Source organism: Pseudomonas sp. JS425 (assembly GCF_018223845.1).
In the GTDB taxonomy this organism is placed as follows: Bacteria; Pseudomonadota; Gammaproteobacteria; order Pseudomonadales; family Pseudomonadaceae; genus Aquipseudomonas; species Aquipseudomonas asiatica.
Genome location: NZ_CP073661.1, coordinates 1,852,288 through 1,870,701, shown reverse-complemented (window position 1 = coordinate 1,870,701; position 18,414 = coordinate 1,852,288). Strand labels below are relative to the sequence as shown.

At 62.7% G+C, this 18,414-nt stretch carries 16 protein-coding genes and 7 tRNA genes; 5 read left to right on the top strand and 18 right to left on the bottom strand.

What is annotated here, in order from left to right; all coding sequences use genetic code 11:
- From KDB76_RS08670 to gltX, 9 genes are all read right to left on the bottom strand, one after another.
- Complete coding sequence (locus KDB76_RS08670) at positions 1-834, bottom strand: alpha/beta fold hydrolase (protein WP_038409130.1); 834 nt, start codon at positions 832-834, stop codon at positions 1-3.
- 15 nt (positions 835-849) lie between these two features.
- On the bottom strand, positions 850-1,389 hold the full coding sequence (locus KDB76_RS08665) for a TetR/AcrR family transcriptional regulator (RefSeq protein ID WP_013971594.1): 540 nt from the start codon (positions 1,387-1,389) through the stop codon (positions 850-852).
- A gap of 173 nt (positions 1,390-1,562) precedes the next feature.
- Positions 1,563-1,638: transfer RNA gene (locus KDB76_RS08660), tRNA-Glu, on the bottom strand.
- 42 nt (positions 1,639-1,680) lie between these two features.
- A tRNA-Ala gene (locus KDB76_RS08655) sits at positions 1,681-1,756 on the bottom strand.
- A 60-nt stretch (positions 1,757-1,816) separates the two neighbouring features.
- Positions 1,817-1,892 (bottom strand) — tRNA-Glu (locus tag KDB76_RS08650).
- Positions 1,893-1,933: 41 nt separating this feature from the next.
- A tRNA-Ala gene (locus tag KDB76_RS08645) sits at positions 1,934-2,009 on the bottom strand.
- A gap of 53 nt (positions 2,010-2,062) precedes the next feature.
- Positions 2,063-2,138: transfer RNA gene (locus KDB76_RS08640), tRNA-Glu, on the bottom strand.
- A gap of 72 nt (positions 2,139-2,210) precedes the next feature.
- Positions 2,211-2,286 (bottom strand) — tRNA-Ala (locus KDB76_RS08635).
- A gap of 289 nt (positions 2,287-2,575) precedes the next feature.
- A complete protein-coding gene (gltX, locus tag KDB76_RS08630) occupies positions 2,576-4,057 on the bottom strand; it encodes a glutamate--tRNA ligase (protein ID WP_013971593.1) in 1,482 nt (493 codons plus the stop codon).
- Between the two features lie 143 nt (positions 4,058-4,200).
- On the opposite strand from gltX, the gene KDB76_RS08625 reads away from it, so the two are divergent.
- A complete protein-coding gene (locus tag KDB76_RS08625) occupies positions 4,201-5,256 on the top strand; it encodes an HlyD family secretion protein (protein ID WP_013971592.1) in 1,056 nt (351 codons plus the stop codon).
- Positions 5,246-6,796, top strand: a complete 1,551-nt coding sequence (locus KDB76_RS08620; protein WP_024086525.1) for an MDR family MFS transporter — start codon at positions 5,246-5,248, stop codon at positions 6,794-6,796. The genes KDB76_RS08625 and KDB76_RS08620 overlap by 11 nt, the downstream gene beginning before the upstream one ends.
- 133 nt (positions 6,797-6,929) lie before the next feature.
- Here KDB76_RS08620 and uvrB read toward each other — a convergent pair whose 3' ends face one another.
- Positions 6,930-8,945, bottom strand: a complete 2,016-nt coding sequence (gene uvrB / locus KDB76_RS08615) for an excinuclease ABC subunit UvrB (RefSeq protein ID WP_013971590.1) — start codon at positions 8,943-8,945, stop codon at positions 6,930-6,932.
- A gap of 288 nt (positions 8,946-9,233) precedes the next feature.
- On the opposite strand from uvrB, the gene KDB76_RS08610 reads away from it, so the two are divergent.
- The 3 genes from KDB76_RS08610 (at position 9,234) to KDB76_RS08600 (ending at position 11,969) form a co-directional block, all read left to right on the top strand.
- A complete protein-coding gene (locus KDB76_RS08610) occupies positions 9,234-10,430 on the top strand; it encodes an amino acid aminotransferase (protein ID WP_013971589.1) in 1,197 nt (398 codons plus the stop codon).
- Between the two features lie 62 nt (positions 10,431-10,492).
- Positions 10,493-10,568: transfer RNA gene (locus KDB76_RS08605), tRNA-Asn, on the top strand.
- Positions 10,569-10,682: 114 nt separating this feature from the next.
- A complete protein-coding gene (locus tag KDB76_RS08600) occupies positions 10,683-11,969 on the top strand; it encodes a cytosine deaminase (RefSeq protein ID WP_023661446.1) in 1,287 nt (428 codons plus the stop codon).
- Here KDB76_RS08600 and KDB76_RS08595 read toward each other — a convergent pair.
- The 8 genes from KDB76_RS08595 to tmk all read right to left on the bottom strand — a co-directional run bounded on the left by KDB76_RS08595 (position 11,942) and on the right by tmk (position 18,413).
- Positions 11,942-12,358: a cupin domain-containing protein gene (locus KDB76_RS08595; protein WP_013971587.1), complete on the bottom strand. Its 417-nt coding sequence runs from the start codon at positions 12,356-12,358 to the stop codon at positions 11,942-11,944. The genes KDB76_RS08600 and KDB76_RS08595 overlap by 28 nt on opposite strands.
- 218 nt (positions 12,359-12,576) lie before the next feature.
- Positions 12,577-13,137, bottom strand: coding sequence for a DUF1285 domain-containing protein (locus tag KDB76_RS08590; RefSeq protein WP_023661447.1), 561 nt, complete (start codon positions 13,135-13,137; stop codon positions 12,577-12,579).
- A 10-nt stretch (positions 13,138-13,147) separates the two neighbouring features.
- The gene (locus KDB76_RS08585) at positions 13,148-13,753 is read right to left on the bottom strand and encodes a DUF4823 domain-containing protein (protein WP_013971585.1); all 606 of its coding nucleotides are present in this window, start codon (positions 13,751-13,753) and stop codon (positions 13,148-13,150) included.
- Between the two features lie 66 nt (positions 13,754-13,819).
- Complete coding sequence (locus tag KDB76_RS08580) at positions 13,820-14,788, bottom strand: radical SAM protein (protein WP_015269416.1); 969 nt, start codon at positions 14,786-14,788, stop codon at positions 13,820-13,822.
- Positions 14,789-14,941: 153 nt separating this feature from the next.
- Positions 14,942-15,577 (bottom strand): TetR/AcrR family transcriptional regulator, encoded by a 636-nt coding sequence (locus KDB76_RS08575; RefSeq protein ID WP_013971583.1) that lies wholly within the window; start codon positions 15,575-15,577, stop codon positions 14,942-14,944.
- 411 nt (positions 15,578-15,988) lie between these two features.
- A complete protein-coding gene (locus tag KDB76_RS08570) occupies positions 15,989-16,771 on the bottom strand; it encodes a TatD family hydrolase (RefSeq protein ID WP_013971582.1) in 783 nt (260 codons plus the stop codon).
- Positions 16,772-16,801: 30 nt separating this feature from the next.
- Positions 16,802-17,788 (bottom strand): DNA polymerase III subunit delta', encoded by a 987-nt coding sequence (locus KDB76_RS08565; RefSeq protein ID WP_013971581.1) that lies wholly within the window; start codon positions 17,786-17,788, stop codon positions 16,802-16,804.
- On the bottom strand, positions 17,781-18,413 hold the full coding sequence (tmk, locus tag KDB76_RS08560) for a dTMP kinase (protein ID WP_023661450.1): 633 nt from the start codon (positions 18,411-18,413) through the stop codon (positions 17,781-17,783). The genes KDB76_RS08565 and tmk overlap by 8 nt, the downstream gene beginning before the upstream one ends.
- Position 18,414: the final 1 nt, after the last annotated feature.

Below are 18,414 nucleotides of genomic sequence, written 5' to 3'. Positions count from 1 at the left end.
TCAGGCACTTTGCCGCGCTGGTGCGCCAGCCCGGGCCAGCAGCTCCAGCACCGCTTCACTCAGGCGCGGGTCGGACAGCACGCGCTGGTGGCCACCCGCCTCAAGCAGCATCAGGCGGTTATCGAACCAGGCCTTGTGGATAACCCGGGCCTCATCGGCTGCGACCAAGGCATCATCGGCGGCATGCACCACCAGCCCGGGCAACTCCAACTGGTAACCCGTCACATCCAGCCGCGCAATCTGCATGCCCACATCCCGCTCCACCTGACGAATGAATGCAGCCCGCGCCCGCGCCGGCAGCCCCAGACGATGGGCAAAGCCACGCAGTACGCCCAATAGCCGCGCCGGGGCAGCGATGCTGACCGCTGCCTCGGTACGCAGCCCCATCTGCAAGGCCAGCAATACACTGGCGCCGCCCATGGAATGGCCAATAACCGCGCGCAGCGGCGGCAGCTCGGCGGCAGCTTCCAGCAGCGCTCGGGCAAACAACACCACATTTGCCTGTTCGCCAGGCGAACGGCCATGCCCCGGCCCCTCCAGCGACACCACCGTGTGCCCCGCCTGGACCAAGGTTTCGATCAACGCGGCAAACTGGCTCGGGCGCCCCTCCCAGCCGTGCATCATCAGCACGGTCGGCCCCTTGCCCCAGCGCAAGGCCGACAAGCCGAAGCGCAAAGTGATGCGCTCGGCGCTGGCCAGCACGGGCAACTCCCAATCCCGTGGCGGCAGGTTGCGAGGGGTCATGAAGGCACGGCGCATCCTGCCCGCAACATGCTCGGGGGCCAGGCGGCCCAAGGTTCCATTGACACCACGAATCCAGCTCAGGGTAGTCATCGCCATGCTCCAGGCTCAAAGCACCGCCGATTTGGCGGCGCGCAGAATACGATCGGACAGTTCGCTGGTGCCCAGGGCACGGGCAAGCGCCAGGCCACCAACCATCAGGGCCAGGTCGGCCAATGCCTTGTCGGCGTCCTCGGGGCGGTCGACCATGGCGGCTGCCATCAACTCGATGTGCTCGGCCAGAACCTCGCGGAAGGCCTCTGGCAGGCGCTGCATCTCGCCCAGCGAATTGGGCAGCGGGCAGGCATGCACTTCGGCATCACGGTGCTTGCGCGACAGATAGAAAGCACTGGCCAACGCCCGCCGTCCGGCACCATCGAGGCTGGGGTCGATCTGTGCGAGCAAGGCGCGGCGCTCGCCCAGCAACTGGCGGAACGCTTCGAGCATCAACTCGTCCTTGCTGTCGAAGTGGGCGTAGAAACCACCGACGGTCAGGCCTGCCGCACCCATGACCTGGCTGACGCTGGGCTCGGCCGGGCCGTGCTGGATCAACGCACTTCGCGCCGCCTCGAGAATGCGCTCGCGGGTTCTGCTCTTCTTGTCGCTCATCAGGCCACTCGCCGATCAAAATATGATGATCGAAATATTATTCGCATAATATTTTTTGGCAAGCAGAATCTGTAGCCGCCTGTCGGTCGCGAAATTTTGATTAGGGGAGAAAAACAAAAGGCCCATTCAATAATCGAATGAGCCTTCAAAGTCCCGCAAAACGCGGGTAAACGTGGCGTCCCCTAGGGGACTCGAACCCCTGTTACCGCCGTGAAAGGGCGGTGTCCTAGGCCACTAGACGAAGGGGACGTAACCTTCGCGCCGATCCGTTTACGCGAACCGCGGCAGAAATGGTGGAGCTAAGCGGGATCGAACCGCTGACCTCCTGCATGCCATGCAGGCGCTCTCCCAGCTGAGCTATAGCCCCGAAACAAAAGGCTCATCAGTAATCGACGAGCCTTTAAAGCCCTGCAAAACGCAGGAAAAGTGGCGTCCCCTAGGGGACTCGAACCCCTGTTACCGCCGTGAAAGGGCGGTGTCCTAGGCCACTAGACGAAGGGGACGTAACCTTCGTGCCGATCCGCTTTCGCGAACCGCGGCAAATTGGTGGAGCTAAGCGGGATCGAACCGCTGACCTCCTGCATGCCATGCAGGCGCTCTCCCAGCTGAGCTATAGCCCCGGATTTCTAGCCTCTCGGCCCAGCGACATTCTGAAACATCGCTTGTGCAAAACTGGCGTCCCCTAGGGGACTCGAACCCCTGTTACCGCCGTGAAAGGGCGGTGTCCTAGGCCACTAGACGAAGGGGACGAACCTTCTTACCTTCAAGACCCGGTTGCTGGACCCGGTCTTGCCCGACAGCCTTGGCTGCCAGACGGAATTTGGTGGAGCTAAGCGGGATCGAACCGCTGACCTCCTGCATGCCATGCAGGCGCTCTCCCAGCTGAGCTATAGCCCCACAATGTCGCTTTGAACCGAAGCGCTGGCTGGGTGCCTGGCGTTTCGTTTTCGTTCATCGCTGTGGACGGGGCGCATATTAAGATCGGATTGCAGGGCTGTCAAACGAATTTTTCAAAATATTCAAAAAATTTTTCACAGATAACAATCACTTACCGCCCTCCCCTTGCCAAAACCGAACAGTGAGCCCTGTGGGAGCGGGTTTACCCGCGAATGCGACGGAAAACGCACCATCGTATTCGCGGGTGAGCCCGCTCCCACAAGTTCGGCTTGTGGCCTCGGGACCACTGTCAGGCGATAGAGGCCAGCAGCTTTTCCCACTCTTTGTTTTCTTTCTTCGACACACCACCCAGCAGGTCCAGGGCCTGGCGCAGGCGGTAGCGGGTCAGGTCCGGGCCAAGGATTTCCATCGCGTCCAGTACCGAAACCGAGCTGGCCTGGCCGGTAATGGCGGCAAACATCAGCGGCATGGCATCACGCAGCTTCAGCTCCAGCGCCTCGACCACCGCCTGGATGCAACCGGTGATGCGCTCTTTTTCCCACTGACGCAGGCTTTCGAGCTTCCACAGGATCAGCTGGATCACCTGGCGTACCTGGTCGGCCGACAGCTTCTTGCTTTCGAACAGCTTGACGTCCAGCTTCAGCGCGCCTTCGAAGAAGAACCCGCCCAGCGGGGCAACCTGGCTGAAGGTTTCCACCCGGCCTTGCACGTGTGGGGCGATCTTCATCATGTAGTCGCTGTTGAACGCCCACTTCTGCAGGCGCGCGGCGAACTCCTCGACCGGCAGTTCGCGCAGCCACTGGCCGTTCAGCCAGGACAGCTTCTCGATGTCGAAGATCGGGCCGCCCAGCGAGATACGCGACAGGTCGAAGTGCTCGACCATCTCGGCCAGCGAGAACTTCTCGCGCTCGTCTGGCATCGACCAGCCCATGCGGCCCAGGTAGTTGAGCATCGCCTCGGGCATGAAGCCCATGCGCTCGTAGAAAGTCACCGAGGTCGGGTTCTTGCGCTTGGACAGCTTGGACTTGTCCGGGTTACGCAGCAGCGGCATGTAGCACAGCTTGGGCTGTTCCCAGCCGAAGTATTCGTACAGCTTGATCAGCTTGGGTGCCGATGGCAGCCACTCTTCGCCGCGCAGCACGTGGGTGATGCCCATCAGATGGTCGTCGACCACGTTGGCCAGGAAGTACGTCGGCAGGCCGTCGTTCTTCATCAGCACCTGCATGTCCATGCGGTCCCACGGGATCTCGACATCGCCACGCAGCATGTCCGGTACCACGCACACGCCTTCGCTCGGCACTTTCATGCGGATAACGTGCGGCTCGCCAGCGTCCAGGCGGCGCTGCACTTCCTCGGCGCTCAGCAGCAGCGCGCGGCCGTCGTAGCGCGGGGTTTCGCCACGGGCTTGCTGCTCGGCGCGCATCTGCTCCAGCTCTTCGGCGGTGCAGAAGCAGTAGAAGGCATGGCCGGCGTCAACCAGCTCCTTGGCGTACCTGGCGTAGATTTCGCCACGCTCGCTCTGCCGGTAAGGGCCGTGCGGGCCGCCGACGTCCGGACCTTCGTTCCATTCGATGCCGAGCCAGCGCAGGGCATCGAAGATCTGCTGCTCCGACTCGCGCGTGGAGCGCAGCTGGTCGGTGTCTTCGATGCGCAGGATGAACTCACCGCCGTGCTGCTTGGCAAAGCAGTAGTTGAACAGGGCGATGTAGGCAGTGCCGACATGGGGGTCGCCGGTAGGCGATGGCGCGATACGCGTGCGTACGGTGGTCATGGAGAGTCTCGAACGAAAGATGAAACAAAGGCGGGATGTTAGCAGGAGGCAGGCACCGGGCTCCAGCAATGGCGCGAACGTCACTTGTCGACTGGCCATGTGCCGCTGTTAAATTTATTTACATTTCTGGAACGATAGTCCTCATGCCTGCCCAACTCAAACGCCGCCTGCTGGTCTTCTTCACCTTGGTGGCCGTCATCGCCCTCGCCTTCCTGGGCCACTGGTACTTCAAGGGCCGCTTCTACGAAAGCACCGACAACGCCTACGTACAGGGCGAGATCACCCGCATTTCCAGCCAGTTGGGCGCACGCATCGACGAGGTGCGGGTCGAGGACAACCAGCACGTCAAAAAAGGCGACCTGCTGGTGCGCCTGGAGGCCGCCGACTTCGAACTGGCCGTGCAACGCGCCCGCGCCGCCCTGGCTACCCGCGAAGCCGAGCAGGTGCAGGCGCAAAGCCGCCTGACCCAGCAAGCCAGCCTGATCGCCGCCGGCCAGGCCCAGGTGGCGGCCAACCAGGCTACATTTGACCGCTCGCGCCTGGACCTGAGCCGTGCCGAGAAGCTGCGCAAACCAGGTTTCGTATCGGAAGAACGGGTCACCACCCTGTCCGCGGACAGCCATGTCGCCGGCTCGCAGGTCGACAAGGCCCGTGCCGACCTGCAAAGCCAGCGCCAGCAAGTCAACGCATTGACCGCCGAACTCAAGCGCCTCGACGCGCAGATCGCCAACGCCCGCGCCGACCTGGCACAAGCCGAACTGAACCTGACCCGCTGCGAAATCCGCGCACCGATCAGTGGCAGTATCGGCCAGCGCAACGCGCGTAATGGCCAGGTGGTACAGGCCGGTGCCTACCTGCTGTCGATCGTGCCGGACGAAGACATCTGGGTGCAGGCCAACTTCAAGGAAACCCAGATCGGCCGCATGCAGCCCGGCCAGCGTGCCGAGCTGCTGTTCGACAGCTACCCCGACACACCGATAGAAGGCCGGGTCGACAGCCTTTTCGCCGCCTCCGGCGCGCAGTTCAGCCTGCTGCCGCCCGACAACGCCACCGGCAACTTCACCAAGGTGGTGCAGCGTATTCCGGTCAAGCTGACCTTCCGCGCTGACAACCCGCTGCACGGGCGCATCCGCCCTGGCATGTCGGTGACCGCCACCGTCGACCTGCGCAGCGAAGACGAAGGCCACAATGGCCGGTGACCAGCTGCTCAGGCCAACCGCGGAGCCGACACGGCGGGACTGGATCGCGGTAATGAGCGTGATGCTCGGCGCCTTCATGGCGGTGCTGGACATCCAGATCACCAACTCGTCGCTCAAGGACATCCAGGGCGCACTGTCGGCGACGCTGGAGGAAGGCTCGTGGATTTCCACCTCTTACCTGGTCGCGGAAATCATCATGATCCCGCTCACCGCCTGGCTGGTGCAGCTGCTGTCGGCGCGGCGCCTGGCCGTGTGGGTATCCGGCGGCTTCCTGTTGTCGTCGCTGTTATGTTCGATGGCCTGGAACCTGGAGAGCATGATCCTGTTCCGCGCCCTGCAAGGTTTTACCGGCGGTGCGCTGATCCCGCTGGCCTTCACCCTGACCCTGATCAAGCTGCCCGAACACCACCGCGCCAAGGGCATGGCCATGTTCGCCATGACCGCCACCTTCGCCCCCTCCATCGGCCCCACCTTGGGCGGCTGGCTGACCGAGAACTGGGGCTGGGAGTACATTTTCTACATCAATATCCCACCGGGCCTGGTGATGATCGCCGGCCTGCTGTACGGGCTGGAAAAGAAGGACGCGCACTGGGAACTGCTGAAAAGCACCGATTACGCCGGCATCCTCACCCTGGGCCTGGGGCTTGGCTGCCTGCAGGTGTTCCTGGAGGAAGGCCACCGCAAGGACTGGCTGGAATCGCAGCTGATCGTCGGCCTGGGCAGCATCGCCCTGGTCAGCCTGATCACCTTCGTCATCCTGCAGTTTTCCAAGCCACACCCGCTGATCAACCTGCGCATCCTCGGCAACCGCAACTTTGGCCTGTCGAGCATCGCCAGCCTTGGCATGGGGGTGGGCTTGTACGGGTCGATCTACCTGCTGCCGCTGTACCTGGCGCAGGTGCAGGGCTACAACGCCTTGCAGATCGGCGAGGTGATCATGTGGATGGGTATCCCGCAGCTGTTCCTGATCCCGTTGGTGCCGCAACTGATGAAAGTGGTGTCGCCCAAGGTGTTGTGTGCCCTGGGGTTCTGCCTGTTCGGCGCCGCCAGTTTCGGCTCGGGGGTGCTCAACCCGGATTTTGCAGGGTCGCAGTTCAACCATATCCAGATCATCCGTGCCATCGGCCAGCCAATGATCATGGTGACCATTTCGCTGATCGCCACGGCGTATATACAGCCGCAGGATGCGGGTTCGGCGTCGAGCCTGTTCAATATCCTGCGTAACCTGGGCGGTGCGATCGGCATTGCGCTGCTGGCCACGCTGCTGGATGCAAGGACCAAGGTGTATTTCGATTACCTGAGGGAGGCAGTGGTGCCGAGCAACCCGCAGGTGGCGGAACGATTGGCGCAACTGGCGGAGCGGCTGGGCAATGACAATGCGGCGCTGGGCAAGTTGAGCGAGATCACTCACCAGCAGGCGTTGATCATGGCCTATAACGATGCGTTCCACTTTGTGGGGATCGGGTTGGCGGTGAGCATGGTGGCGGTGTTGTTGACCCGCAAGTTGCCGGAGGGGCTGAAGGCTGGGGAGGCCCACTGAATGGGGTTGTCGCCTGAGCCGGCCTCTTCGCGGGTAAACCCGCTCCCACAGGTACTGCGCAGAGCTCAAGGATTACAACGATCCTGTGGGAGCGGGTTTACCCGCGAAGAGGCCAGTGCAGGCAGTAAAGAAATCAGCTGGTGATCAGCCGCTCGCGCAGTTGGGCAATCTCGTCGCGCAATTGCGCCGCGGCCTCGAACTCCAGATCGCGGGCGAACTGCATCATCTTCTCTTCCAGCTGCTTGATGCGCTTGGTGATCTCGCCCGGCGTGCGCAGCTCGGCCTCGTAACGGGCGCTCTCCTCCGCTGCCTTGGCCATGCCCTTGCGCTTCTTGCTGCGCGCGCCGGGCACGGTCGCGCCTTCCATGATATCGGTGATGTCCTTGACCACGCCTTTGGGCACGATTCCATTGGCCTGGTTGAAGGCGATCTGCTTCTCGCGACGACGCTCGGTCTCGTCGATGGCGCGCTGCATGGAACCGGTGATGTTGTCGGCATACAGGATGGCCCGGCCATTGAGGTTACGCGCAGCACGGCCGATGGTCTGGATCAGTGAACGCTCGGAGCGCAGGAAACCTTCCTTGTCGGCATCGAGGATCGCCACGAGCGACACCTCGGGCATATCCAGGCCCTCACGCAGAAGGTTGATGCCCACCAGCACGTCGAAGGTACCCAGGCGCAAGTCGCGGATGATCTCCACCCGCTCGACGGTGTCGATGTCCGAGTGCAGGTAACGCACCCGCACATCGTGGTCGGCCAGGTAGTCGGTGAGGTCTTCGGCCATGCGCTTGGTCAACGTGGTGGCCAGCACCCGCTCGCCCTGTGCCACGCGCTTGCGGATTTCCGACAGCAGGTCATCCACCTGGGTAAGCGCCGGGCGTACTTCCACCTGTGGGTCGACCAGGCCGGTGGGGCGTACCACCTGCTCTACCACGCGCCCGGCGTGCTCGGCCTCATAGGGGCCCGGGGTGGCGGAGACGAAGATGGTCTGCGGGCTGACGTCCTCCCACTCGTCGAAACGCATCGGCCGGTTGTCCAGCGCCGAAGGCAGGCGGAAGCCGTACTCGACCAGGGTTTCCTTGCGCGAGCGGTCGCCCTTGTACATGGCGCCGACCTGCGGAACGCTGACGTGGGATTCGTCGATCACCAGCAGCGCATCGGGCGGCAGGTAGTCGTACAGGGTGGGCGGCGGCGCCCCGGCCGGGCGCCCGGACAGGTAGCGCGAGTAGTTCTCGATGCCGTTGCAGTAGCCCAGCTCCAGGATCATCTCCAGATCGAAGCGGGTGCGTTGCTCCAGGCGCTGGGCCTCGACCAGCTTGTTGGCCTTCTGTAGGTACTCCAGGCGGTCCTTGAGCTCTTCCTTGATGCCTTCCACCGCCTCCAGCAGGGTTTCCCGCGGGGTGACGTAGTGGCTCTTGGGGTAGAAGGTGAAACGCGGCAGTTTGCGGAAGACCTCGCCGGTCAGCGGGTCGAAGGCTGCGATGTTCTCCACCTCGTCATCGAACAGTTCGACGCGGATGGCCTCGAGGTCCGATTCGGCCGGGAAGATGTCGATCACATCGCCGCGCACGCGGAAGGTGGCGCGGGCAAAGTCCATCTCGTTGCGGGTGTATTGCAGGTCGGCCAGGCGGCGCAGCAGCGCGCGCTGGTCGAGCTTGTCGCCGCGGTCCACGTGCAGGACCATTTTCAGGTAGGTCTCGGGGCTGCCCAGGCCGTAGATGCACGACACGGTGGTGACGATGATCGCGTCACGCCGCTCCAGCAATGCCTTGGTCGCTGACAGGCGCATCTGCTCGATGTGGTCGTTGATCGAAGCGTCCTTCTCGATGAAGGTGTCGGACGACGGTACGTAGGCTTCAGGCTGGTAGTAGTCGTAGTAGGAAACGAAGTACTCCACCGCATTGTTGGGGAAGAATGCCTTGAATTCGCCATAAAGCTGCGCGGCCAGGGTCTTGTTCGGCGCAAGCACCAGGGTAGGCCGCTGCACCTGCTGAATGACGTTGGCGATGCTGAAGGTCTTGCCCGAGCCAGTCACCCCGAGCAGCGTCTGGTGCGACAGCCCCGCCTCGATACCTTCGACCATCTGGCGGATGGCCTCGGGCTGGTCGCCGGCCGGCTGGAAACGGGTGACGAGCTGGAACTCGGACATGACGGACCTCGCGGTGTTGCAGCAACTGTAAATTTAGCCAGTAGTCTATACCCAAATGCGCCCGCCGGGGGGCAGTTTCAAGGCACAGCTGTGAGCGCTTGTTACGGTGGACCCGGCAATTAGACCAATGGTCGAAAAATATTTGCGCAAATGACCTGAAAAGCGATGCCGGACTGTCGCGGTGACCGGTCGGTATCACTATACTGACTCCCCGTTTGTGCACCGCTTCAGTGCATTCGGGCTGGAGCGTGTACGTCCTATCACACTCCAATCAGAGCCAAGGTAACAATGAGCCTGTTTTCCGCTGTCGAGCTGGCACCCCGCGACCCTATTCTGGGCCTCAACGAAGCATTCAACGCCGACCCACGTACCGACAAGGTCAACCTGGGCGTGGGCGTATATTGCAATGAGGAAGGCCGCATTCCGCTGCTGCGCGCCGTGATCGAAGCCGAGACCCAGCGTGCCGCCCAGCACGCCTCGCGCGGCTACCTGCCGATCGACGGTATCGCCACCTACGACCAGGCTGTACAAAAGCTGCTGTTCGGCGCCGAGTCGCCACTGCTGGCCGCTGGCCGCGTGGTTACTGTGCAGGCCGTCGGCGGTACCGGCGCACTGAAGATTGGCGCCGACTTCCTCAAGCGTGTGTCGCCAAACGCCGTGGTTGCCATCAGCGACCCGAGCTGGGAAAACCACCGTGCGCTGTTCGAATCGGCCGGCTTCCCGGTGCAGAACTACCGCTACTACGACGCGCCGACCAACGACGTCAACCGCGCCGGCATGCTCGAAGACCTGAACAACCTGCCGTCCGGCTCGATCGTGGTGCTGCACGCCTGCTGCCACAACCCGACCGGCGTCGACCTGAACCTGGACGACTGGAAAAACGTCCTGGAAGTGGTCAAGGCCAAGGGCCACGTGCCATTCCTCGACATGGCCTACCAGGGCTTCGGTGACGGCATCGCCGAAGACGCCTTCGCCGTGCGCCTGTTCGCCGAGTCGGGCCTGGAGTTCTTCGTGTCCAGCTCATTCTCCAAGTCGTTCTCGCTGTACGGCGAGCGCGTCGGTGCGCTGTCGATCGTCACCGCCTCCAAGGACGAGAGCACCCGCGTGCTGTCGCAGGTCAAGCGCGTGATCCGCACCACCTACTCCAACCCGCCGACCCACGGTGCAACCATCGTTGCCACCGTGCTGAACAGCGCCGAACTGCGCCAGATGTGGGAAACCGAGCTGGCCGAAATGCGCGAGCGCATCCACGGCATGCGCAAGCAGATGGTTTCGCTGCTGGCCGAATATGGCGCCAACCGCGACTTCAGCTTCGTTGGCCGCCAGGTTGGCATGTTCTCGTACTCGGGCCTGACCGTCGAACAGGTCGCCCGCCTGAAGAACGAGTTCGGCATCTATGCGCTGGACACCGGCCGCATCGCCGTGGCCGCGCTGAACCAGAGCAACATCCACGTAGTGACCAAAGCTATCGTGCAGGTGCTGTAACTCATTGTTTTGCCTAGGGGTGGCTTGACTTCCCCTGGGCAATCAGTAAGATACGCACAGATTCCGCGATAGCTCAGTCGGTAGAGCAAATGACTGTTAATCATTGGGTCCCTGGTTCGAGTCCAGGTCGCGGAGCCAAAATTTGAAAACCTCCAGATGCGCAAGCACTGGAGGTTTTTTGTTGCACTTATCCCCTCATGCCAGCGCACGGCTGCTGTATCGTCCGAGATCCCTCGACGAGCACAGGCAAGCATGAAAGCCAACGATTTCACCCAGAACGCTCAGCAAGCGGTAGCAATCGCCGCCAACCAGGCCCTCTTGGCAAGCCGACAAGCAACGTTCGCCGTGGGTGGCTGCATCATCGAAAATGCCACTGGCAAGGTACTGATCGCCCTGCACAACCGCGTGCTGGAGCCCTCTGCCAGCCAGGCGCAACCCGCATTCAGGCTCCGCGACCCAACGGGGCATGGTGAGCGCCGGCTGGTCGACTGGTATTTCGACAACCAGCAGCGCCTTGCCCTCCCCCCCACGCATGAACTGACCGTCATCACCACGCTCGACCCCTGCGCCATGTGCGCAGGTGCCTTGCTGACTGCCGGCTTCAATGTTGCCGTAAGTGCGCTCGACACCTTTGCCGGCGTCAATCATGACGGCCGTTTCGAATTCCCCGGCCTGCCGGCCGCACTTCGTCTGCGCGCGCAAGCCACGTGGGGCTACTATGCTGTCGGCAACCCTTTTGATCGCGACTATGTCGGGCCGCCGCAAGGGCCGGTCTACGCTGGCGAACGCATCGACGCCGCAACGATGTGCCTTACCCGTTCGTTGTTCGAGGCCAGCGTGAACCACGTGCACGACGAAAGCAGCAACGCCGGCCTCCCGCCATCTGCCCTGAAAGACCCGATCACCCTACCCAGCCGGAGCCTGGTACGCCAGGCCCTGGCGGGCTTGAGCCCATGGAGCCTGCGCAGCAAAAGTGCAGATCCTCGCCTGCCCGGCATCGAACTGGCCGCGCCATTGGTCGACACAGCTCTCGCGGCAGATACGTGCAACGCCGTAGCCTTGCTGGACCCATTCGGCAATCTGCTGTCCTGCCTGGGCGGTGACGAAACGCGCTCCCCCATTCGCACTGCGTTCATGGAGACCACTCGCAGCTACGCCGCGCTGCGCTGGAACCTGATGAACCATGACGACCCACAGGTCCGCGACGAAGCACACCAGCATCTCACCCACCCCCGTTACTGCACATTCGTCCTGCTCCGTTTTCCGGACCCAGCCGGCAGCGAGGCGGTCATGACCCTTGGCGCGTATGGCTCCACCATGGAACGGCACACCGCGCCGTCCTTCCCCTCAAGCCTGCAATATGTATTGCTGCCAACAGGCTGCACTGCCAAGGATGTTGCGCGACTGGCGCAGAATCTGCCGCCGTTCTACACGAGCAACGTGCAGGTCGCGCCTTGCCAGGTACTGGACCCGAACCTGATGCAGGAAGTTACAACCCGGCTGGGGCAGGCTCAGCGCTCCGAGCCTGCTGCCGGATAGGGCAATGTGACCGCACTGCCTTCATCCACCAGGCTCCAGACCAGCAACTTGGCTGACTGCTTCTGACTGGCGTTGCGCGACACGCTGTGCACGGTACCCGGGGCCTCGTACCAATATTCACCGGCCTTGTAGGTTTTCTCCGGCTCGTTATCGAGCTTCGATACCACTGCCCCTTCCAGCACGTAGGCCATCACTGCGCCCGGGTGCTGATGCGCGGGTGATGCCTGGCCGGGGGCGTAGCTGACGGTGAGCATCACGGCGCTCTTGCCGGGGGCGTTCGAGGGTTGTTGCTGCTGCAGGACCTTGACTTGGTCGGCAGCGTCGCCGTGCGCCCAGGCAGGGGTTTGAGCGACGAACAGGGCAAGAAGGATGATGCTAAAGGGTTTCATGGGGGCTTCTCCTGGATGGCAATTGCCTGCAGGTTAGGCCTGTGGGGCAGAGAGACAAATGACCAATTCGGGGAAAAACCAAGAGGCCGATCATTGCCTGTGCCGTCCTCTTCGCGGGCTTGCCCGCTCCCACAGGTACGGCGCAGTCCCTGAAGCCTCCAGAAAACCCTGTGGGATCGGGCGATCCCGCGAAAAGGCCGGTGCAGGCACCAGATATCTCAGCTGCTACGCCCGATGGGATAAAACTCACCGTGGCTCCAGACCCCAAGCCACTCTTCCCCGTCGATCTCACGCGGCACCGCCAGCTCTACCAACTGGTAGAACACATTGCGATGAATCAGCGCCTCGAGGTTGCTGCGCATCAGCACATACGGCGATGGCTCCTGCGTGACCGGGTCGATCACCACGCGCAGCGGGTTGGCCGGCCCGGCTTCGACCTGGTCCTCGACATTGCTGGTGAAGCGCAGCACCTGCTGCTCACCCTCACCTTCCACATCCAACGCCACAGCCACGAACGGCGCATCGTCGACGCGGATGCCCACCTTCTCTACCGGGGTAATCAGGAAGTAGTCATCGCCATCGCGGCGGATGATGGTGGAAAACAGCCGCACCATCGGCTTGCGACCGATCGGCGTTCCCAGGTAATACCAGGTGCCATCACGGGCGATGCGCATGTCGATGTCACCGCAGAAGTCCGGGTTCCACAGATGTACCGGCGGCAGGCCCTTGGCCTTGGGAATCTGCGCCAGAAGATCATTGGCCTTGCCGGAATCGCTCATCACGCTTGCCTCATTCACTCACACCCAGAAGGCTACGAGCGTACTCGCGCATCGGCGCGCCTAGCAAATCCTCCGGAGTTTTATCGTGGAACGTCAACAAACCGCCACGACTCTTGATACGTGCAGTGTCGATCAGGTAGCGGGTGCTGGTTTCGATGAGCATCATCTGCACCACGCCGGTGTCCCAGCCCAGGCGGTCGACCGCTTGTTCGTCATACCACTCGTCGCCATTGCCGATACGGTCGTCGGTGCGCGCGAAGCGGGTGTACAGCACGTAGTCGGCACCCACCGAACGCGCCTGGGCAATGGCCTCTTCCAGGCCCAGTGGCCCTTGGGCGCGACGTACCAGCGGGAAATATTCGACGAAGCTCTTGTAAGCCTGCTCGGCCACCGCGTTCTGCCGCGGCACCGGTCCCTTGCCCGGAGGCACGAACGCGCCCTGGCCGATGAAGATGAACGAATCGGGCTGCAGGCGGATCGACAGGGTGCGACGGGTATCGCTGTGGTCCAGCAGACCGGCATCGCTCATGTGGTAACGGACGCCCTCGCCCATATCGCTGACATTCATGCAACCGCCCAACGCCATCAGCGCCAGCAGCAAAACCAGGCTACGCATCTTTCCTCCAGTGGCCGGCGACGAAAAACCGGCGAATAGCTGGCGGATGCAGCTTTTGCGCCAGCTTCAGCCGCCAATCACCTTCATCACCATCACATCGCCGGAGAACGCCAGGTCCTGCTTGTCTGCCAAGGCCTTGACCAGCAAGCGCTGCAGCGCCGGCAGCGCCTGATGGCGCGGTTTTTCCAGAAGGTCGCCGACGAAATGACGATTGCCCGACGACAGGCAGCCATGCAGCCAGCCCGTGGAAGACAGGCGCAGCCGCGAGCAGGTGCGGCAGAACGGTACGCTTTCGTTGGCGATCACGCCGAAGTGGCCTCTGCCGGGCACCTGATAACGCAAGGCAGTGGCGTCCAGCGGAGCATCGACCTGAACGTAGGCATGCTTGCCAGCAATCAGTGCGAGCAGTTGGTCGAGGCCGACGAACTGCTGCAGAAAGACGTTTTGGTCACGCGCCAGGTGGCCCATGCGCATGAGCTCGATGAAGCGCAGTTCGAAGCCGCGCTCAAGGCAATAATCCAGCAGCGGCAGCACCTGATCGAGGTTGTGCCCGCGCATCGGCACCATGTTCACCTTGATCTGCATGCCCATGGCGCTGGCCCGCTCCATCCCCGCCAGCACGCTGGCCAGGTCGCCGCCCCGGGCAATACGGCGGAACGCCTGAGGGTCGAGGGTGTCGAGGGAAACGTTCAATCGGCGGATACCTGCCGCCTGCAACTGGGGCAACTTGCGCGCCAGCAACTGGCCATTGGTAGTCATCGAGATATCGTCAAGGTCGAGCTTGGCCACGGCAGCCAGGAAAGCATCCAGACGCGGACTGACCAATGGCTCACCGCCGGTGATGCGCAAGCGTTCGATGCCGGCGGCTTCGATCAGGTAGGCCACGCCACGAGCCAGTGCCTCCGCCGACAGTTCGTCCTGTGCTGCCACCAGGCGCTTGCCGTCTGGCACGCAGTAGGTGCAGGCATAGTTACAGGCAGCCGTCAGGCTGACGCGCAGGTTGCGAAAACGCCTGCCTTGACGATCGACGATCATGAATGACTCCGGCATGGATGATGGGGGCTGGCAAAACCTGACTCATAAATCAGGTTTTTGCAAGCCCTGCACATCGCCGAAATAGGTAGGAGCAGCCTTTCGCAGCACAAGGCTGCTGCTACCGGTACTGCGTATTACCTGAACGCGGATGCTTCAGTTCGAAGGTTCCGGGTCGCGCTTGCGCTTGTTGCCCATGCGCACGCCAATGTCCATCAGGAACTGGAAGAAGCCTTCCTGGTCCTCCAGCACATTGCTCCAGAACGGCGAGTGGTAAAGCGCCACGGCGCCGTGCACCAGCGCCCAGGCGGCGCAATAGTGGAAATACGGCGGCACGTCTTCGAGCTTGCCTTCGCTGATACGGCCCTTGATCAGCTGGGTCAGGCGGTCGAAGTTGGAGGCACGTATGCTGTGCAGCTGTTCGACCATTTCCGGTACCTGGTTGCCCTTGACCACCTTTTCTTCCAGGCGGTCGAACAGCCGGTAACGCTGCGGATCGCGCATGCGGAACTCGAAGTAGGCTCGCGACAGGGCTTCCTTGTCGCGATCGACGTCGGCCGAATGCAACAGCCCGTTCAGGTCGCGCTCGTAGTCGAGCATCAGGCGCAGGTAGATCTCCGCCTTGGACTTGAAGTGCTTGTAGATCGTGCCTTTGCCGATGCCCACGGCGTCGGCGATCATCTCGACGGTGACGCTGTCTTCCCCCTGTTCGAGAAACAGCTTGAGCGCGGTGTCGAGGATTTCCTGTTCGCGACGGCGAAACTCACGGACCTTACGAGGTTCTTTCTGCATAGGAAGGACTGGATGACAATCGAAGCGGTTTATTATGCCTAACTTGCAAGAAATTGCACGGATCATCCAAGCATGTCTGTGTTTCACGATGCTTATGGCCATGCGCTGCGGGAGGAATGAAACGTGGACGTATTCCAAATTTGTTTAAAAATCGATCAATATGCACTGGCACTGCGCCAAAGCTGACTAATACTTGAAGTGTTGGCGCGGCGCATCCCCCCCAAGTGGCGCGCCGATAAAGGTGCTCAGGGACCGCGTACCTTTGTTTTACTCCTAATGGTCTTAACCCGGATTCCCCCCCCAGAACCCGGGTTTTTTTTGGGTGTTTCGAGGGGAAATGAAGCCGGGGGTTCAGGTTTGGGGTTGGTGGGGATTGCATGAGGAACACCAGGCGCCCGCCACCCCTTCGAGTCAGGCCACCCGCGCCAACGGGAACAAGCGCTTGAAGTTGGCAGTGGTCTGTTCGGCCAACTGCTCATAACTGGCCCCGCGCAACGAAGCCACGTACTCCGCCACCTCACGCACATACTGCGGCAAATTCGGCTTGCCGCGATACGGAATCGGCGCCAGGTACGGCGAATCCGTTTCCACCAGCAAACGATCGACCGGCACCTGCCGCGCCACTTCACGCAGGGCATCGGCATTGCGGAAGGTAACGATGCCAGACAACGAAATGTAATACCCCAGGTCCAGCGCCGCCTTGGCCATGTCCCAGTCTTCGGTGAAGCAGTGCAGCACGCCGGCCTGCGGCAGGTTGGCCTCGCGCAGCAGCGCCAGGGTATCGGCACGCGCCGCACGGGTATGCACGATCACCGGCTTGCCGGTCTGCCGCGAGGCCTCCAGGTGCAGGCGGAACGAGGCTTGCTGCAACTCGGCTGCTTCCGGCTCGTAGTGGTAATCCAGCCCGGTTTCGCCAATCGCCACCACATGCGGGTGAGCCAGCTCGCGCAGCAGCCATTCCAGCGCCGGCGTTTCGCCCGGCGCCAGGTCCAGCGGGTGCACGCCCACCGAGCAATCGACATCGGCGTAACGCTCGCTCAGCGCCTTCACCGCACCAGCATTCTCGGCACTGACGCCAATACACAGGAAATGCCCGACCCCGCGCTCACGCGCCGCCTGCAGGGCAGCATCGAGGGAGCCCTGATGGGCGCTCAGGTCAAGACGGTCGAGGTGGCAATGGGAATCTACGAGCATGGGATAACGACACACATGATAAAATGAAAATCAGCGGGCGCCCGGCAACTGCAGCCAGTGGGCCAGCAGCGATTCAAGCAGCAGGGCGCGGTTGAGGTTGGCCTTGCCCAGCACCTTCTGGCGCTGCTCCAGGATCCATGCCTGCACCTCCAGCACCTTGGCCTGGTGGCTCTTCTGCGCCAGGTACTGCACCACCTTGCGCATATCGGCCAAGCCTAGCCCTTCCTCGTCCTGGGTCAATTGGTAGCGCAGAATCAGGTGCGCCCAATCGCAGAACCAGTCGAACAGCAGCAACAACGGCACACCGTTCCAGGCATCGGCCAGCTGGCTGGGCGATTGCTGCTGCTTGAGCAGCTTCTTCACCCCGTCGGTGACCAGCGCACGCTGCTCTCGCACGCCTTGCGCCTGCAAGCTGACCGCCATCAGCGGCGAACCGGCAGCCAGGGTCAGCAACTCGTCGCGCTCGGTCTCGTCACTGTCGGGCAGCGCGCCGGCCAGCCAGGCTTGGCTCTGGGCCAGGCTGGGCTGCGGGCAGGCGACCTGCTGGCAACGGCTCTTGATGGTCGGCAACAGACGGCTGGGCTGGTGGGTGACCAGCAGCAACACGGTATCACCGGAGGGTTCTTCGAGGCTCTTGAGCAGGGCGTTGGAGGCGTTGACGTTCATCGCCTCCACCGGCTCGATCAGTACCACCTTGCGCCCACCCAGCTGCGCGGTCTGCACCACGAAGGCCACCAGCTCGCGTACCTGATCTACCTTGATAGGCTTGTCAGCTTCTTCGGGCTCGAGTACGAAGTTGTCCGGGTGGCTGCCGGCCTTGAGCAGCAGGCAGGACTTGCACGCGCCACAGGCCTCCAGGGCCTGGGGCTGCTGGCACAGCAGGCGGGCCATCAGGCGCTCGGCCAAGGCCCGCTTGCCGATACCCTGCGGCCCATGCAGCAGGTAGGCGTGAGCGTGCTGGCTGCGGCCGGCCAGCTGCTGCCAGAGGGCCTGCTGCCAGGGATAGGCCTCAGCCACGGCAACGCTCCACGATGCCTGGTAGCAACGCATCGATGGAGCGCTGCACGGCCTCCAGAGGCTGGGCGGCATCAAGCAGGGTATAGCGCTGTGGTTCGCGGCCGGCGCGCTGCAGGTAGGCCTGGCGCACTGCTTCGAAGAACGCCTGGCCTTCCTGCTCGAAACGGTCCAGGCGGCCGCGGGCGGCGGCGCGGGCCAGGCCCACTTCGACCGGCAGATCGAAGACCAGAGTCAGGTCCGGGCGCAGGTCGCCCTGGACGAATTGCTCCAGGATGGCGATACGCTCGACTGGCAAACCACGCCCGCCGCCCTGGTAGGCGTATGTCGCATCGGTAAACCTGTCACACAAGACTACGGCCCCGCGGGCCAGCGCCGGCCGGATCACCTGCGCCAGGTGCTGGGCACGCGCAGCGAACACCAGCAACAGTTCGGTGTCGGCCGCCATGCTTTCATCGCTGGGCGCCAGCAGCAGCTCACGCACCTTTTCGGCCAGCGGCGTGCCGCCGGGCTCACGGGTCAACACTACGTCCAGGCCCTGCTCGCACAGGCGCGCAGCCAAGTAGTCGCGGTTGGTGCTCTTGCCCGCACCTTCCGGGCCTTCCAAAGTAATAAACAAGCCGCTCACA

Coding starts and splice junctions, on each gene's coding strand:
- KDB76_RS08585 (WP_013971585.1), bottom strand. CDS start 13,753: ATGCGTAGCCTGGTTTTGCTGCTGGCGCTGATGGCGTTGGGCGGTTGC.
- KDB76_RS08670 (WP_038409130.1), bottom strand. CDS start 834: ATGACTACCCTGAGCTGGATTCGTGGTGTCAATGGAACCTTGGGCCGC.
- KDB76_RS08590 (WP_023661447.1), bottom strand. CDS start 13,137: ATGAGCGATTCCGGCAAGGCCAATGATCTTCTGGCGCAGATTCCCAAG.
- KDB76_RS08570 (WP_013971582.1), bottom strand. CDS start 16,771: ATGCTCGTAGATTCCCATTGCCACCTCGACCGTCTTGACCTGAGCGCC.
- KDB76_RS08625 (WP_013971592.1), top strand. CDS start 4,201: ATGCCTGCCCAACTCAAACGCCGCCTGCTGGTCTTCTTCACCTTGGTG.
- KDB76_RS08665 (WP_013971594.1), bottom strand. CDS start 1,389: ATGAGCGACAAGAAGAGCAGAACCCGCGAGCGCATTCTCGAGGCGGCG.
- KDB76_RS08575 (WP_013971583.1), bottom strand. CDS start 15,577: ATGCAGAAAGAACCTCGTAAGGTCCGTGAGTTTCGCCGTCGCGAACAG.
- KDB76_RS08580 (WP_015269416.1), bottom strand. CDS start 14,788: ATGATCGTCGATCGTCAAGGCAGGCGTTTTCGCAACCTGCGCGTCAGC.
- KDB76_RS08620 (WP_024086525.1), top strand. CDS start 5,246: ATGGCCGGTGACCAGCTGCTCAGGCCAACCGCGGAGCCGACACGGCGG.
- KDB76_RS08610 (WP_013971589.1), top strand. CDS start 9,234: ATGAGCCTGTTTTCCGCTGTCGAGCTGGCACCCCGCGACCCTATTCTG.
- uvrB (WP_013971590.1), bottom strand. CDS start 8,945: ATGTCCGAGTTCCAGCTCGTCACCCGTTTCCAGCCGGCCGGCGACCAG.
- KDB76_RS08595 (WP_013971587.1), bottom strand. CDS start 12,358: ATGAAACCCTTTAGCATCATCCTTCTTGCCCTGTTCGTCGCTCAAACC.
- gltX (WP_013971593.1), bottom strand. CDS start 4,057: ATGACCACCGTACGCACGCGTATCGCGCCATCGCCTACCGGCGACCCC.
- KDB76_RS08600 (WP_023661446.1), top strand. CDS start 10,683: ATGAAAGCCAACGATTTCACCCAGAACGCTCAGCAAGCGGTAGCAATC.